This window comes from Streptomyces bottropensis ATCC 25435 (assembly GCF_000383595.1).
GTDB classification, from domain to species: Bacteria; Actinomycetota; Actinomycetes; order Streptomycetales; family Streptomycetaceae; genus Streptomyces; species Streptomyces bottropensis.
On the sequence record NZ_KB911581.1, the window covers coordinates 8,728,310 to 8,742,894 of the forward strand.

Genomic DNA, 14,585 nt, shown 5'->3' on the forward strand with positions numbered 1-14,585 from the left:
GAAGACCCCCTCCGGGTGACCGGAGGGGGTCTTCGTCGCTCACGGAAACCTGAGGGGGGTTCTTGAGAGGCATCACCAGGGGACTCGTGACGGCCGGCGCCGTCCTGTCCTCCCTGCTCGCGATACCCGGCACGGCACAGGCCGCCGCTCCGGTGGTCAAGGAAGCGACCAGCGACTCGGCGGACTGGTCGGTCATCGACGTCCGTCTCAACCACGGCAGCGCGGTCGGCGAGGACGTCAAGCAGATCACCGCGAAGCTGCGTCCGCTCGGCAGCGCCGAGACCGACCCGCCGGTGGCCACGATCACCGACTTCACCCAGACGTACTGGGCCAGTTCGTGGGAGGGCGTCTGGTCGTCCCCGCCCGTCCACCTGGACGCCCTCGGCGAGTACACGATCGACGTCGAGGCCACGACCAGCGGCGGTGAGAGCACCGTCCAGCAGAACGCGGGTGTGCTGCGCTACGAGAAGCAGCCCGTGATCGCGGACTTCTCCGTCACACCGACCGAGCCGACCATCGACGACAAGCTCGTCACGGCCACCGGTGACCTCCTCCTGCGCGACCCCGGCACCCGGACGACCGCGCCCATGCCGGGCGCCTCCGTCGACATCGACCTGGGCGGTTCGGTGGAGGAGACCGTCACCACGGACGACCAGGGTCACTTCTCCCTCGCCCGCGAGGTGAGCCAGGGCGGCTGGGCCCGGGCCGAGTACCGCAGCGATCTGGGCTACGCCACGGTCCCCTGGGTCGACATCAAGCCCAAGGCCGCCCCGACCCGCCTGATCCTCGACAAAAACAGCTTCCATGTCGTGGCGAACGCCGAGATGAAGGTCACCGGACGGCTGGAGTACCGAAGCGGCAGCGAGTGGAAGCCGCTCGCGGGCATCCCGCTGGAGCTGGACTACAAGGACAGCCACATCACCGACGCGACCGACGCGACCACGGACGCCGCCGGACGCTTCACCTTCGTCAGGCGTGTCTACGGCGACACGAAGTTCGAAGTGACCTTCCCGCCCTACCCGTACAACCCCTGGATCCAGCGGACCGCGACCGCCGACGTGACGGCCGAGGTCACCTCGACCAGCAGGTTCACCGAGTTCACGGCCGCGCAGAACGAACACGCCCAGCTGGATATCACCGGCAGCGTGGATCTGTCCGGCAACTACTACAGCGGCCGGATCAAGGTCGGCATCCAGTACTCCGCCGACGGCAGGACCGGCTGGAAGACCAAGAAGACGGTCACGACCGGCTTCGGCTCGCAGTTCATCGTCGAGGGACTCAAGGGCAACCCGGACGGCTACTGGCGACTGCGGTACGCCGGCGACACCGAGCGGGACATCAAGGGCACCACCAGCAAGGCCATGCGCAAGGTGAAGGCCCTCACCCGGATCAAGGGCGCGGGCGCCTCCCCCGAGCCGGTCCGCGTGGGCCGCACCCTCACCGTCAAGGGCGTCCTCCAGGAGGCGAAGCCCGCGAGCACGACGGGCTGGACGAGCTGGAAGGCGTACGGCGGCAAGCGGGTCCAGATCCTGTTCCGGCCCAGGGGCGAGAAGACCTGGTACCTGATGGACACCGTCAAGACCCGGGCGAACGGCTCCTTCGCCAAGGGCGTCAAGGCACCGATGGACGGCACCTGGGTGCCCGTCCACCTGGAGCCCGACAGCAAGCACTTCGCGGGCGCCGGCGCCGAGGACTACGTCGACGCGCGGTAACGCGCATCACAGGCACCGGACGAGGGGCGGACGCAAAAGCGTTCGCCCCTTGTTTCGTCGAGGTGAGATCCTGGGTCGCGTATGTCTACGCCACCTGCCCCCGCCTTCGGCGCCCTCGCCCCCCGTCTGGCCGAGCTGTCCCTGCGCGACGCGCACCGGCTCGGGCGCAGGCTCGAAGGCGCGCGCAAGATCCGTAAGCCCGAGGCCCGGGCCGCCGTGCTCGCCGAGATCGAGGCGGAGGTCGCCCAGGGCGAGTCCCGCATGGCCGCGCGTGCCGCGCGCTTGCCGGCCGTCTCGTACCCCGAGCAGCTGCCCGTCAGCCAGAAGAAGGACGACATCGCGGCCGCCATCCGCGATCACCAGGTCGTCATCGTCGCCGGTGAGACCGGCTCCGGGAAGACGACCCAGATCCCCAAGATCTGTATGGAGCTGGGGCGTGGCGTACGCGGCATGATCGGGCACACACAGCCCCGTCGTATCGCCGCCCGCACGGTCGCCGAACGCGTGGCCGAGGAACTGCGGACGCCGCTGGGCGAGGCGGTGGGCTGGAAGGTCCGCTTCACCGACCAGGTCGACCCGGACGCCACCTTCGTCAAGCTGATGACGGACGGCATCCTGCTCGCCGAGATCCAGACGGACCGCGAGCTGCGCGCCTACGACACGATCATCATCGACGAGGCCCACGAGCGGTCCCTCAACATCGACTTCCTGCTGGGCTATCTCGCCCAGCTGCTGCCCCGGCGCCCCGATCTCAAGGTCGTCATCACCTCCGCGACCATCGACCCCGAGCGCTTCTCCCGCCACTTCGGCGACGCGCCGATCGTCGAGGTCAGCGGGCGTACGTATCCGGTGGAGGTGCGCTACCGCCCCCTGCTGGAGGAGGACGGCGACGACGCCGACCGGGACCAGATCACCGCGATCTGTGACGCCGTCGAGGAGCTTCAGGGCGAGGGGAAGGGCGACATCCTCGTCTTCCTCTCCGGGGAGCGGGAGATCCGCGACACCGCCGACGCGCTGATCAAGAAGAACTACCGGTTCACGGAGGTGCTCCCGCTGTACGCCCGGCTCTCGCACGCCGAGCAGCACCGGGTCTTCCAGCCGCACACGGGCCGCCGGATCGTCCTGGCCACGAACGTCGCCGAGACCTCGCTCACGGTCCCCGGCATCAAGTACGTCATCGACCCGGGCTTCGCCCGCATCAGCCGCTACAGCCACCGCACCAAGGTCCAGCGGCTCCCGATCGAGGCGATCTCCCAGGCCAGCGCCAACCAGCGCAAGGGCCGCTGCGGCCGTACGTCGGACGGTATCTGCATCCGCCTGTACAGCGAGGACGACTTCGAGGCGCGTCCGGAGTTCACGGACGCGGAGATCCTCCGGACGAACCTCGCCTCCGTCATCCTGCAGATGACCGCGGCCGGCCTCGGCGACATCGAGCGCTTCCCCTTCATCGACCCGCCGGACCACCGCAACATCCGCGACGGCGTCCAGCTCCTCCAGGAGCTCGGCGCACTCGACCCGGCACAGAAGGACGCACGCAAGCGGCTGACCCCGATGGGCCGCAAGCTCTCGCAGCTGCCGGTCGACCCGCGTCTGGCCCGCATGGTCGTCGAGGCCGACAAGAACGGCTGTGCCCGCGAGGTCATGGTGATCGCCGCCGCGCTCTCCATCCAGGACCCGCGCGAGCGCCCCGCCGACAAACAGGCCCAGGCGGACCAGCAGCACGCCCGCTTCAAGGACGAGACGAGCGACTTCCTCGCCTACCTCAACCTCTGGCGGTACGTCCGCGAGCAGCAGAAGGAACGCGGCTCGTCGTCCTTCCGCCGGATGTGCAAGCAGGAGTACCTGAACTTCCTGCGGATCCGCGAGTGGCAGGACATCTACAGCCAACTGCGCACGGTCGCCCGGCAGATGGACATCCGTCTCAACGAGGACGACGCCCCCGAGCAGCACGTTCACCTCTCCCTCCTGGCCGGTCTGCTCTCCCACATCGGCATGAAGGACGTGAAGGAGACCGGGGGCGAGGGCGGACGGAACACGGGCAAGAACGAGTACCTGGGCGCCCGGAACGCCAAGTTCGCGATCTTCCCCGGCTCGGCCCTCTTCAAGAAGCCCCCGCGCTTCGTGATGTCGGCCGAACTGGTGGAGACCTCGCGCCTGTGGGCCCGGGTGAACGCCAGGATCGAGCCCGAGTGGGTCGAGCCGCTCGCCGAACACCTGCTGAAGCGCACGTACAGCGAGCCGCACTGGGAGAAGGACCAGGCGGCCGTGATGGCCTACGAGAAGGTCACGCTGTACGGCGTGCCGATCGTCGTCCAACGGAAGATCAACTACGGGCGGATCGACGCGGAGGCCAGCCGCGAGCTGTTCATCCGGAACGCGCTCGTCGAGGGCGACTGGCGCACGCACCACAAGTTCTTCGCCGACAACCGCAGGCTCCTCAGCGAGGTCGAGGAGCTGGAGCACCGGGCCCGGCGCCGGGACATCGTGGTCGACGACGACACCCTGTTCGACTTCTACGACCAGCGGGTCCCCGCGCATGTCGTCTCCGGCGCCCACTTCGACTCCTGGTGGAAGCACAAGCGCCATGAGCAGCCGGACTTCCTGGACTTCGAGCGGGAGATGCTCATCCGGGAGTCGGCGGAGGCGGTCACGAAGGCCGACTACCCGGACTCCTGGCACCAGGGACAGCTCAAGTTCCGTGTCACGTACCAGTTCGAGCCGGGTGCCGACGCGGACGGGGTGACGGTCCACGTCCCCCTCCAGGTCCTCAACCAGGTCACCGACGAGGGCTTCGACTGGCAGATCCCGGGTCTGCGGGAGGAGGTCGTGACGGAGCTGATCCGTTCCCTCCCCAAGCCGATCCGCCGCAACTACGTACCGGCGCCCAACTTCGCGCGGCGCTTCCTGGACCAGGCGGTCCCCCTCCAGGAGCCGCTGCCGGTGACGATGGCCCGCGAGCTGAAGCGCATGGTGGGCGTCCCGGTGACGCCCGAGGACTTCGACTGGTCCCGGGTCCCCGACCATCTGAAGATCACCTTCCGGATCGTCGACGAGCGGCGCCGGAAGGTGGCCGAGGACAAGGACCTGGAGGCGCTGCGGCTGCGGCTGAAGCCGAAGGCCCGTCAGGCCCTCTCCCAGGCCGCCGCCGCGACCGCCGAGCGCGAGGGCGGCGAGTCCCTGGAGCGAAAGGGCCTCACCGACTGGACCATCGGCTCGCTCACCCGTGTCTTCGAGACCCGCAGGGCCGGGCAGCCGGTGAAGGCGTACCCGGCACTCGTCGACGACGGGCCGACGTCGAACACCGTCTCCGTCCGCCTCTTCGACACCGAGGCGGAGCAGGCCGAAGCGATGTGGAAGGGCACCCGGAGACTCATCCTCCGCAACATTCCGGTCAACCCTGCGAAGTTCGCGAGCGAAAAGCTCACCAATGCTCAGAAGCTGGCGCTGTCCGCGAATCCGCACGGTTCGATCCAGGCGCTGTTCGACGACTGCGCGATGGCGGCGGCCGACCAACTGATCGCCGACTTCGGCGGGCCCGCCTGGGACGAGTCGTCGTACCGCAAGCTGTACGACAAGGTGCGCGCGGAGATCGTCGACACGACGGTCCGTACGGTCGGACAGGTGCAGCAGGTGCTGGCCGCCTGGCAGGCCTGCGAGCGCCGGCTGAAGTCCACGCGCAGCCCGGCCCTCCTCGCCAACCTCGCGGATGTACGAGGGCAGCTGGACGCCCTGGTGAAGCCCGGGTTCGTCACGGAGGCGGGGCTGCGGCGGCTGCCGGACCTGATGCGCTACCTGGTGGCGGCCGACCGCCGGCTGCAGCAGATGCCGACCGCCGTCCAACGGGACACCTCCCGCATGGAGAAGGTCCACGAGATGCGTGACGAGTACGCCTGGCTGCTGGAACAGCTCCCCCAGGGTCGGCCCGTCCCCTCGTCGGTCCTGGAGATCCGCTGGATGATCGAGGAGCTGCGCGTCAGCTACTTCGCCCACGCTCTGGGCACGGCGTACCCCGTCTCCGACAAGCGGATCGTGAAGGCGATCGACGCGGCGGTGCCGTAACGGCCCCTTCACTGAAAGTGAGTTCGCGCGGCGGGCTCCCGCTCCTGTACAGTCTCTTCTCGCAGGCCAGCGCGGCAACAAGGCGCGGACTGCGAAACCTGGTCCTGTGGAGCAGTTTGGAGTGCTCGCCACCCTGTCAAGGTGGAGGCCGCGGGTTCAAATCCCGTCAGGACCGCTTGATCGCCGAGAGGCCCGCATTCGAAGAGAATGCGGGCCTCTCGCCGTGTGCGGCGGCTTCTCCCCGATCCGGCCCCCCTCAACCCGCAGGGCCCGCCGCCCCGAAGACGGAAGCGCGGCCCTGACGACCACGCGGCCCTCCACACTTTTGGCAACGGCGTCGCGGCCTCATGACCGTCGAGCGCGCTCAGGTCCCGCGCGGGCTGGAGCGGGACGACGCGATCGCCGTCGGTGAGGACTGTCGGCCGGCATGACGCCCCCGTTCGAGGCGCGGGGCTCGCGCGCCGACCGGGCGAGGCGGGGGCGGCTTGGCGGCCACCGGGCGCCGCGCCCACGCCACCGGTACGTCGGGGCGGTCCTCGTCGGTCGAGCGCCGAAGCCGCGGGGGAGCGACCGTCACCGTCCAAGGTCCAGGACGGTTGGGGCCGTTGGGCGTGGGCGGGGCGCCCGTGGCGCCTCGTGCGCTTCCCGCGCCCCCGGAGGGCGTCCACGCTCCCTCCCCGGGCGCGCTGGGGGTTGACGGCGTCACATTCCGCCGGTACCTCAGATTCAGGGCCCCGAGACCCCGGAGGTGGCGTATGGCGGCGTCCGCTCGGCACGAGACCCGCGCATTGCTCCGCGCACACCTGTCGGCCGCTTCCTCGTACCGCCACCTCACCCACCACTGCCCCATCTGCCACCGCCTGCTGCGGCTGGCGACGGAGCACGGGGCGGGCGGCGAGGACGGCGCGGAGGGGCTCGCGGCGGACGAGACTCCCTCCAAGGCGTGAGACGCGCCCCGGCGGGAACACACTCGGCTAGGCGGAACCGCGGGGGCGCGCCACGAGCAACTCCCGCTGTCATTACCGCAGATGCCGCTCGGGCAGCAAGGACCCCGGCGTGTGACGGGTGTCACCGTATGAGTTTTCAGAATGCCGGTTCTTACCGGTCTCCTACAACTAGTCAATTTAATATGTGCAATTGCACCAGCCCCCGAGACCCTCCACAGGAGATCCGACAGGCCTCCCCAGAGTCCGACAAGCCCGCGCACAACCTGTCGCTTCCCGACCGGATACCCCCGGTCCGGCGCACAAAAAAGATCGCGCTGGACCCGGCGGAGTCCAGCGCGATCTACGACGCACCCTTGGTGCTTGCCTGACGATGCCCAGGGGGCCTGGGGCCTCCCGGAAAGTTCTGTGTGGCTCGGGCGTGGGATCTGTTGGGGCAGAACCCGCGTCGTTCAAAGCTGTTCGAGCGGTGGTGCTTCCAGGCTCCCGGCCGATGGGGGTACCGGCCGAAATGCCCTGTCAAGCGAGGGTTCAGGCCTCGCTGCGCTGCTGCGGAATACCCGCGAGCAGTGCGCGGACCTCAGCCTCGCGGTAGCGGCGGTGTCCGCCGAGCGTACGGATGGACGTGAGCTTGCCGGCCTTCGCCCACCGCGTGACCGTCTTCGGGTCCACACGGAACATGGTGGCGACCTCAGCCGGGGTCAGCAGCGGCTCGGCATCAGGGGTGCGAGCGGTCATGAGCGGCCTCCTCGGGAGAACCGAACCTTCTCGGTTCTTTCCTCTAAATTCTGCACCTTGACCCGCGTTGCCCGAAATGGCGGACGCGAGTCGAGTCGGTTATAGGACGAACGGCTTGTCCTCGGCACTACAACTACACCATCCGTCCAGCCACGTCGGCCAAACCGATGGAATTGCCCTCCCAGGTGTTCATCAGCGACGGATGCCGATGGACCACCCCATAGCGGACAGTCACGCCACTGTGACGATCAGTCACAGCGGCGTGCAGGAGTCACGAGACCCCCCCAATAGCGTGCAATGCTGAGATTCCACCCAAACGCGGGCAGAAGGAGCATCCCCCGGGCTCCTTGTCCTATTTTGACACGAGGAGGTGCGTAAGAGGCAAGGCCCGCGTAAGTGCAATCCGTCACGCTTGGCGGCTTCTTGACGCAAAAGCCCGGATCGGGACCTACGTCCCCTGTGACACCCCGCAGGTCACTGCGCGGTGTCAAGCTTGGGTCAAGGGTGGACAGTTCACCATGGTTCGGCCTTCATGGAAAGCCTTTGCCCACTGGCCCCACAAGTCACAAGTACGGCTGCGGGGTTGCGTCGGTTCAACCGGATCAGTCCGATTCTGCTCACCTTGGGTTCGAACCTGATCGCCGAGAGCCGGTCTCAGTTCGCCGAGCGCCGGTCCCGCACCGCCCGCCAGCGCTCGACCAGCCGCCCGTACGCCTCCCCCGCGGCCGCCCCGTCCCCGTCGCGGAGGGCCTTGATGCCCTCGGCGACATCGGCGGCGGAGTGGTCGCCGTCCAGCTCGGCGGCGGGCAGGACGTGCACCAGGCCGCCGTAGTCCAGCTCGACGAGCGAGCGCGGGTGGAACTCCTCCAGCCAGCGGCCCACGTCGATCAGACCGTCCACGAGCGGCCCCTCGTCGACGGTGTCCCGCAGGGTCCGCAGCCCACGCGCCACGCGCCGACGGGCCTGCACCATGGGAGTGCGATAGCGAAGCACCGGCGAATTCTCGCCGGATCCCTTCTCGTAGGTGCGCTCCTCGTCCGAGACGAGCACGAACCAGTTCAGCGGCACCTGCCAGGTCGCCGTGCGGATCCACGGCCGGGCGTCGGGGTTGCCGGCCATCCACCGCTCGTAGTCCTGGCTCGCCTGGTGGCGCACCAGAGGCGGCAGCACCGCGTCCAGGACCGGGGCGGGCAGTTCCTCGGCGAGGTCGCCGAGCGCCTGCCAGCCGCGCAGCCGGGTCCGCCAGGGGCACACGCAGACCACCCCGTCGACATCCAGCACGAAGGCGTCCCCGCTCTCGTGCACCGGCACCGGCATGGGCGGGGTCGGCAGCAGGTCGGCCAGCGAGCGGCGCAGCTCGTCCTGATAGGAGGGCCGGTCGGTGCGCCGGGCGTAGCGGGTCCAGTGGCCGCGCTCCGGCTCGGGGAAGGCCGCCAGCGGTTCGTACACGCGAAGGTAGGACGCGTACGGGACGATCACCGAGGACACCTTGGGCACGCCTGCTCCCTCCCCCGGCTGTCACCGGGGAAACCTGCCGAACCCGCACACCGGCGGGCCGGAAAACTGTGCGGATCCCACCACGTCCGTACTCCGGGAGTGGGGTGATCCTGAGGCTGCGCCGCTGTACGGCGGACGCAGGCTCTAATCTCATGCCCACAGACCCCGCCACCCGTACGGGAGCCTGTACCCAACCGCCGCTTCTTACCCAGGAGTCACCACAGTGACCGATGTATCTGACGGCGTCCTGCACACCCTGTTCCAGTCGGACCAGGGCGGTCACGAGCAAGTCGTGCTCTGCCAGGACCGGGCCAGCGGCCTCAAGGCCGTCATCGCCATCCACTCCACCGCGCTCGGCCCCGCTCTCGGCGGCACGCGCTTCTACCCCTACGCGACCGAGGCGGAGGCCGTCGCCGACGCGCTGAACCTCGCCCGCGGGATGTCGTACAAGAACGCCATGGCCGGACTCGACCACGGCGGCGGCAAGGCCGTGATCATCGGCGACCCCGACCGGATCCGGAGCGAGGAGCTGCTGCTCGCCTACGGGCGGTTCGTGGCCTCGCTGGGCGGCCGCTACGTCACCGCGTGCGACGTCGGCACGTACGTCGCCGACATGGACGTCGTGGCCCGCGAGTGCCGCTGGACGACGGGCCGCTCCCCCGAGAACGGCGGCGCGGGCGACTCGTCCGTGCTCACCGCCTTCGGCGTCTACCAGGGCATGCGCGCCTCCGCCCAGCACGTCTGGGGCGATCCGTCGCTGCGCGGCCGCCGGGTCGGCATCGCGGGCGTCGGCAAGGTCGGCCACCACCTCGTGACGCACCTGCTGGCCGAGGGCGCCGAGATCGTGATCACGGACGTGCGCGAGGACGCCGTGCGGCGGATCCTCGACCGGCACCCGGAAGGGATCACCGCGGTCTCCGGCACCGACGCGCTCATCCGGACCGAGGGGCTCGACATCTACGCCCCCTGCGCGCTCGGCGGGGCCCTCGACGACGACTCCGTGCCCGTCCTCACCGCCAAGGTGGTGTGCGGCGCGGCCAACAACCAGCTCGCCCACCCCGGCGTCGAGAAGGACCTCGCCGACCGCGGGATCCTCTACGCGCCGGACTACGTGGTGAACGCCGGCGGGGTCATCCAGGTCGCCGACGAGCTCCACGGGTTCGACTTCGAGCGGTGCAGGGCCAAGGCCGCGAAGATCTTCGACACCACGCTGGCGATCTTCGCACGTGCGAAGACGGATGGTATTCCGCCAGCCGCCGCGGCCGACCGGATCGCCGAGCAGCGGATGCACGAGGCGGCCTTGCGCCGCGGTCACTGAGTCCGGCCGGCCGGCGGCGCACGGCCTCCGTGCGGCGCCGGCCGGTACCCGCCGACGGCATTAGAGAGAACTCTCACTTCCGTCGGCGGGTCGCTCGCCCAGAAACGGTTAAAATCACCTTTGACCAGCGGGGAAAGGGCTCCCCGCAGGTTCTGGGCACGGGCACGTCCTGCGGGCGACGTACCGTATGGGCGTGGGCTCAGGTACCGTGGAAGCCCTACGGACCGGTCTCTCCATGGAGAGTCCGTTCCAGATCATGAACGCGTGTCAAGACTCTGGGGCCACCGAGCCCCGTATCCGAGGGGGTCGAGCCATGGGGCGCGGCCGGGCAAAGGCCAAGCAGACGAAGGTCGCCCGCCAGCTGAAGTACAGCAGCGGCGGGACTGATCTGTCGCGTCTGGCCAATGAGCTGGGCGCTTCGACTTCGAGCCAGCCGCCGAATGGCGAGCCGTTCGAGGATGACGAAGAGGACGACGACCCGTACTCCCAGTACGCGGATCTCTACAACGACGACGATGAGGACGAGGACGACGAGTCCGGTCCGGCGTCGCATCGCCGCGGGGCTTGACGCCGTAACGCCGCGCTTACCCGGTCCGGGTGGGTTTCCACCGCCGGACCGGGTTTTGTGCGGTCCCGCTCCGCTGCGGGCTGGGGCGCCTCATAGCTCGGGTCGCCCTGCGATCTGGCGACCGCGGGCGCGTTGTGCGTTTCTCCCGCGGTTCCCCGCGCCCCGGGGGCGGCCTTCGGCCTGCCCCGGGGGCTGGAGCTGTTCAGGCGCGCGCGTAGTCGCCCACCAGTTCCGCGCCCGTCGTGTGGTCGGCGCGGTCGGTGATCTCGCCCGCCACCCAGGCATCGACTCCACGGTCCGCCAGGGTCCTCAGGGCCACGTCCGCGGACTCCTGGGCGACGATGGCGATCATGCCCACGCCCATGTTCAGGGTCTTCTCCAGCTCCAGGCGCTCGACCTGGCCCGTCCTGCCGACCAGGTCGAAGATCGGGGCCGGGGTCCAGGTGGAGCGGTCCACGGTCGCGTGGAGGGTGTCGGGGATCACGCGGGCCAGGTTGGCCGCGAGACCGCCGCCGGTGACGTGGCTGAAGGCGTGGACCTCGGTGGTGCGGGTGAGGGCCAGACAGTCCAGCGAGTAGATCTTGGTGGGCTCAAGCAGCTCCGCGCCGAGGGTGCGGCCCAGCTCGGCGATCTCGGCGTCCAGGGAGAGACCGGCCTGGTTCAGCAGGACATGCCGGACGAGCGAGTACCCGTTCGAGTGAAGGCCGGAGGCCGCCATGGCGATCACCGCGTCACCCGTACGGATACGATCCGGGCCGAGCAGGTGCTCCGCCTCGACCACGCCCGTACCGGCGCCGGCCACGTCGAAGTCGTCCGGGCCGAGGAGGCCGGGGTGCTCGGCGGTCTCGCCGCCGACGAGGGCGCAGCCGGCGAGGACACAGCCCTCGGCGATGCCCTTGACGATGGCGGCGACCCGCTCCGGGTGGACCTTGCCGACGCAGATGTAGTCGGTCATGAACAGCGGTTCGGCGCCGCAGACCACGATGTCGTCCATCACCATCGCGACCAGGTCGTGGCCGATGGTGTCGTACACGCCGAGCTGCCGGGCGATGTCGACCTTCGTGCCGACGCCGTCCGTGGCGGAGGCGAGCAGCGGGCGCTCGTAGCCCTTGAGGGCGGAGGCGTCGAAGAGACCGGCGAAGCCGCCGAGGCCGCCGAGGACCTCGGGGCGCTGCGTCTTCTTCACCCACTCCTTCATCAGCTCGACGGCGCGGTCGCCCGCCTCGATGTCGACGCCCGCGGCTGCGTAGCTGGCACCAGTTGTCTCAGACATGACGGTGAGAACTTTCGTGTCGTACTGCAGGGAGGACGGGCTTACGGGCGACGGATCGCGTCGGCCGCGGCCGTGGCTGCCGGTCCGGCGGCCAGCTCGGTCTCCAGGAGCTGCTTGCCGAGCAGCTCGGGGTCCGGCAGCTCCATCGGGTACTCGCCGTCGAAGCAGGCGCGGCAGAGGTTGGGCTTGGCGATGGTGGTCGCCGCGATCATGCCGTCGAGGGAGATGTACGCCAGGGAGTCGGCGCCGAGCGAGGTGCCGATCTCGTCGATCGTCATGCCGTTGGCGATGAGTTCGGCGCGGGTCGCGAAGTCGATGCCGAAGAAGCAGGGCCACTTCACGGGCGGCGAGGAGATCCGGATGTGGACCTCGGCGGCGCCCGCCTCACGGAGCATCCGGACCAGCGCGCGCTGGGTGTTGCCGCGGACGATCGAGTCGTCGACGACCACCAGGCGCTTGCCCTTGATGACTTCCTTGAGCGGGTTCAGCTTCAGGCGGATGCCGAGCTGGCGGATCGTCTGGGAGGGCTGGATGAACGTACGTCCGACGTACGCGTTCTTCACCAGACCCGCACCGAACGGGATGCCCGAGGCCTCCGCGTAGCCGATGGCGGCCGGGGTGCCGGACTCCGGGGTCGCTATGACGAGGTCGGCCTCGACCGGGGCTTCCTTGGCCAGCTTGCGGCCCATCTCCACCCGGGAGAGGTACACGTTCCGGCCGGCGATGTCGGTGTCCGGGCGGGCCAGGTAGACGTACTCGAAGACACAGCCCTTCGGCTTCGCTTCCGCGAATCGGGAGCTGCGCAGACCGTTCTCGTCGATGGCGATGAACTCGCCCGGCTCGATCTCGCGGACGAAGCTCGCGCCGCAGATGTCGAGGGCGGCGCCCTCGGAGGCGACGACCCAGCCGCGCTCCAGCCGGCCGAGGACCAGCGGGCGGATCCCCTGCGGGTCACGGGCGGCGTACAGGGTGTGCTCGTTCATGAAGACCAGGGAGAAGGCACCGCGGACCTGCGGGAGGACCTTCGGGGCGGCCTCCTCGACGGTCAGCGACTTGCCGTCGTCGTCGACCTGGGCCGCGAGGAGCGCGGTGAGCAGGTCGGTGTCGTTGGTGGCCGCGACGCGGGGCGTACGGCCCTCCTGCTTGGGCAGGTCGGCGACCATCTCCGCGAGCTGGGCCGTGTTGACCAGGTTGCCGTTGTGACCGAGCGCGATGGAGCCGTGCGCGGTGGCACGGAACGTCGGCTGGGCGTTCTCCCACACGGAGGCACCCGTGGTCGAGTAGCGGGCGTGACCGACCGCGATGTGACCCTGGAGGGAACCGAGCGAGGTCTCGTCGAAGACCTGGGAAACGAGGCCCATGTCCTTGAAGACGAGGATCTGGGAGCCGTTGCTGACCGCGATACCCGCGGATTCCTGGCCCCGATGCTGGAGGGCGTAGAGCCCGAAGTAAGTGAGCTTCGCGACCTCTTCGCCCGGCGCCCAGACACCGAAGACGCCACACGCGTCCTGGGGGCCTTTCTCGCCGGGGAGAAGGTCGTGGTTGAGTCGTCCGTCACCACGTGGCACGACACCGAGTGTAGGCGAGATCGTGCACCGGTCCGAATCCGGTGATCTCGCCCGCCCCGGTTCCCGACTGCGGCCCTCGGCACGTCACTTGTCGGCGACGGCACCGATGCCCGCGTCGTTTTCGCTGGTCAGCGTGATACTGCGGTGATCGATCCGATACTCCACCGTGCCCTTGAAGATCTTCAGGAGGCTTCGCTCGGCGGCCATGAGTGAGTCGGAGCACATCTTACGGGTGGTCCGCGGACTGCCGAGGGTGATGCGGTCCTCGCTCACCGTGGCCTTCGCCGACACCTCGTTGCAGCCGACGCTTCCGCTGAGGGTCCCGGCCTTCTCGTCGAGGGTGAACCAGGCCTTGCCCCTGGCCGCCTCGGGGAGGGAGGTGGCGACGTCACGGTCCGTCAGGGAGTCGATCCGCCACTTCGTGCCGTACAGCTCGGCGGGCTTCTCCTTCGTCAGCTTCACGGTGTCGCCGTCACCCGTGGTGAGGGTGAGTCCGCCGTCGGCGGTCTCGGCCGTGAACGTCCCCGCGTCCAGGGTGCGGGCGAAGCTCCTCTCGAACTTCATCGGGGCGTCGGCGCAGGCCATCTCGGTGGACCGCGCGGCCTCGAAGTCGATGCCGTTCTTCTTGAACGCGGCGGTCGAGCCGAAGGTGTTGCAGCCGTAGTTGCCGTCGACCTCGCCGTTGTCGGCGATCTTCAGATAGGCGCCGTCGGGAGCCTGTTCGGTCTTCCCGCCCACGGTGAGGCTGTCGACCTTCCAGCGGACGCCGGTGACCGAGGACTTCTTGGTGCTCGCGTCGACGGCGCCGCTGCCGGGATCGCCGGCCGACTCGGAGCCACAGGCCGCGAGCAGCGGCAGCGGAAGCACGGCCAGGGCGGTGAGGGTGAGTCGCAGTCGCTTGTCCATGG

10 protein-coding genes and 1 tRNA gene are annotated in these 14,585 nt (G+C 69.3%); 6 read left to right on the forward strand and 5 right to left on the reverse strand.

All coding sequences use genetic code 11. The features are described 5' to 3' along the window. Positions 1–62 precede the first annotated feature (62 nt). From STRBO_RS0138735 to STRBO_RS0138750, 4 genes are all read left to right on the forward strand, one after another. Positions 63–1,712 carry a hypothetical protein gene (locus STRBO_RS0138735; RefSeq protein WP_202500214.1) on the forward strand — a complete coding sequence of 550 codons (1,650 nt, stop codon included), beginning with the start codon at positions 63–65 and terminating at the stop codon, positions 1,710–1,712. An 81-nt stretch (positions 1,713–1,793) separates the two neighbouring features. After that, on the forward strand, positions 1,794–5,771 hold the full coding sequence (gene hrpA, locus STRBO_RS0138740; RefSeq protein WP_005482652.1) for an ATP-dependent RNA helicase HrpA: 3,978 nt from the start codon (positions 1,794–1,796) through the stop codon (positions 5,769–5,771). Between the two features lie 100 nt (positions 5,772–5,871). Next, positions 5,872–5,946: transfer RNA gene (locus STRBO_RS0138745), tRNA-Asp, on the forward strand. 580 nt (positions 5,947–6,526) lie between these two features. Then, positions 6,527–6,718, forward strand: a complete 192-nt coding sequence (locus tag STRBO_RS0138750; RefSeq protein WP_020115776.1) for a DUF6274 family protein — start codon at positions 6,527–6,529, stop codon at positions 6,716–6,718. Positions 6,719–7,246: 528 nt separating this feature from the next. On the opposite strand, the gene bldC is transcribed toward STRBO_RS0138750, so the two are convergent. Together bldC and STRBO_RS0138760 are read right to left on the reverse strand one after the other, a co-directional pair. Then, a complete protein-coding gene (bldC, locus tag STRBO_RS0138755) occupies positions 7,247–7,453 on the reverse strand; it encodes a developmental transcriptional regulator BldC (RefSeq protein WP_003949541.1) in 207 nt (68 codons plus the stop codon). 654 nt (positions 7,454–8,107) lie between these two features. Then, positions 8,108–8,950, reverse strand: a complete 843-nt coding sequence (locus STRBO_RS0138760; protein WP_005482657.1) for a DUF8083 family protein — start codon at positions 8,948–8,950, stop codon at positions 8,108–8,110. 223 nt (positions 8,951–9,173) lie between these two features. On the opposite strand from STRBO_RS0138760, the gene STRBO_RS0138765 reads away from it, so the two are divergent. Beyond that, positions 9,174–10,268: a Leu/Phe/Val dehydrogenase gene (locus STRBO_RS0138765; RefSeq protein WP_005482659.1), complete on the forward strand. Its 1,095-nt coding sequence runs from the start codon at positions 9,174–9,176 to the stop codon at positions 10,266–10,268. A gap of 313 nt (positions 10,269–10,581) precedes the next feature. Further along, entirely contained in the window at positions 10,582–10,836 is a 255-nt protein-coding gene (locus tag STRBO_RS0138770; protein ID WP_005482661.1) for a DUF3073 domain-containing protein, read from the forward strand. Positions 10,837–11,038: 202 nt separating this feature from the next. On the opposite strand, the gene purM is transcribed toward STRBO_RS0138770, so the two are convergent. From purM to STRBO_RS0138785, 3 genes are all read right to left on the reverse strand, one after another. Then, entirely contained in the window at positions 11,039–12,109 is a 1,071-nt protein-coding gene (purM, locus tag STRBO_RS0138775; RefSeq protein ID WP_005482663.1) for a phosphoribosylformylglycinamidine cyclo-ligase, read from the reverse strand. Between the two features lie 41 nt (positions 12,110–12,150). Continuing rightward, positions 12,151–13,677, reverse strand: coding sequence for an amidophosphoribosyltransferase (purF, locus tag STRBO_RS0138780; RefSeq protein ID WP_005482665.1), 1,527 nt, complete (start codon positions 13,675–13,677; stop codon positions 12,151–12,153). Positions 13,678–13,761: 84 nt separating this feature from the next. Further along, positions 13,762–14,583: an META domain-containing protein gene (locus STRBO_RS0138785; RefSeq protein ID WP_005482666.1), complete on the reverse strand. Its 822-nt coding sequence runs from the start codon at positions 14,581–14,583 to the stop codon at positions 13,762–13,764. Positions 14,584–14,585: the final 2 nt, after the last annotated feature.

What these genes read in the sequence shown, in the direction of transcription:
- hrpA (WP_005482652.1), top strand. Translation starts at nt 1,794, where the DNA reads ATGTCTACGCCACCTGCCCCCGCCTTCGGCGCCCTCGCCCCCCGTCTG.
- STRBO_RS0138750 (WP_020115776.1), top strand. Translation starts at nt 6,527, where the DNA reads ATGGCGGCGTCCGCTCGGCACGAGACCCGCGCATTGCTCCGCGCACAC.
- bldC (WP_003949541.1), bottom strand. Translation starts at nt 7,453, where the DNA reads ATGACCGCTCGCACCCCTGATGCCGAGCCGCTGCTGACCCCGGCTGAG.
- STRBO_RS0138770 (WP_005482661.1), top strand. Translation starts at nt 10,582, where the DNA reads ATGGGGCGCGGCCGGGCAAAGGCCAAGCAGACGAAGGTCGCCCGCCAG.
- purM (WP_005482663.1), bottom strand. Translation starts at nt 12,109, where the DNA reads ATGTCTGAGACAACTGGTGCCAGCTACGCAGCCGCGGGCGTCGACATC.
- STRBO_RS0138785 (WP_005482666.1), bottom strand. Translation starts at nt 14,583, where the DNA reads ATGGACAAGCGACTGCGACTCACCCTCACCGCCCTGGCCGTGCTTCCG.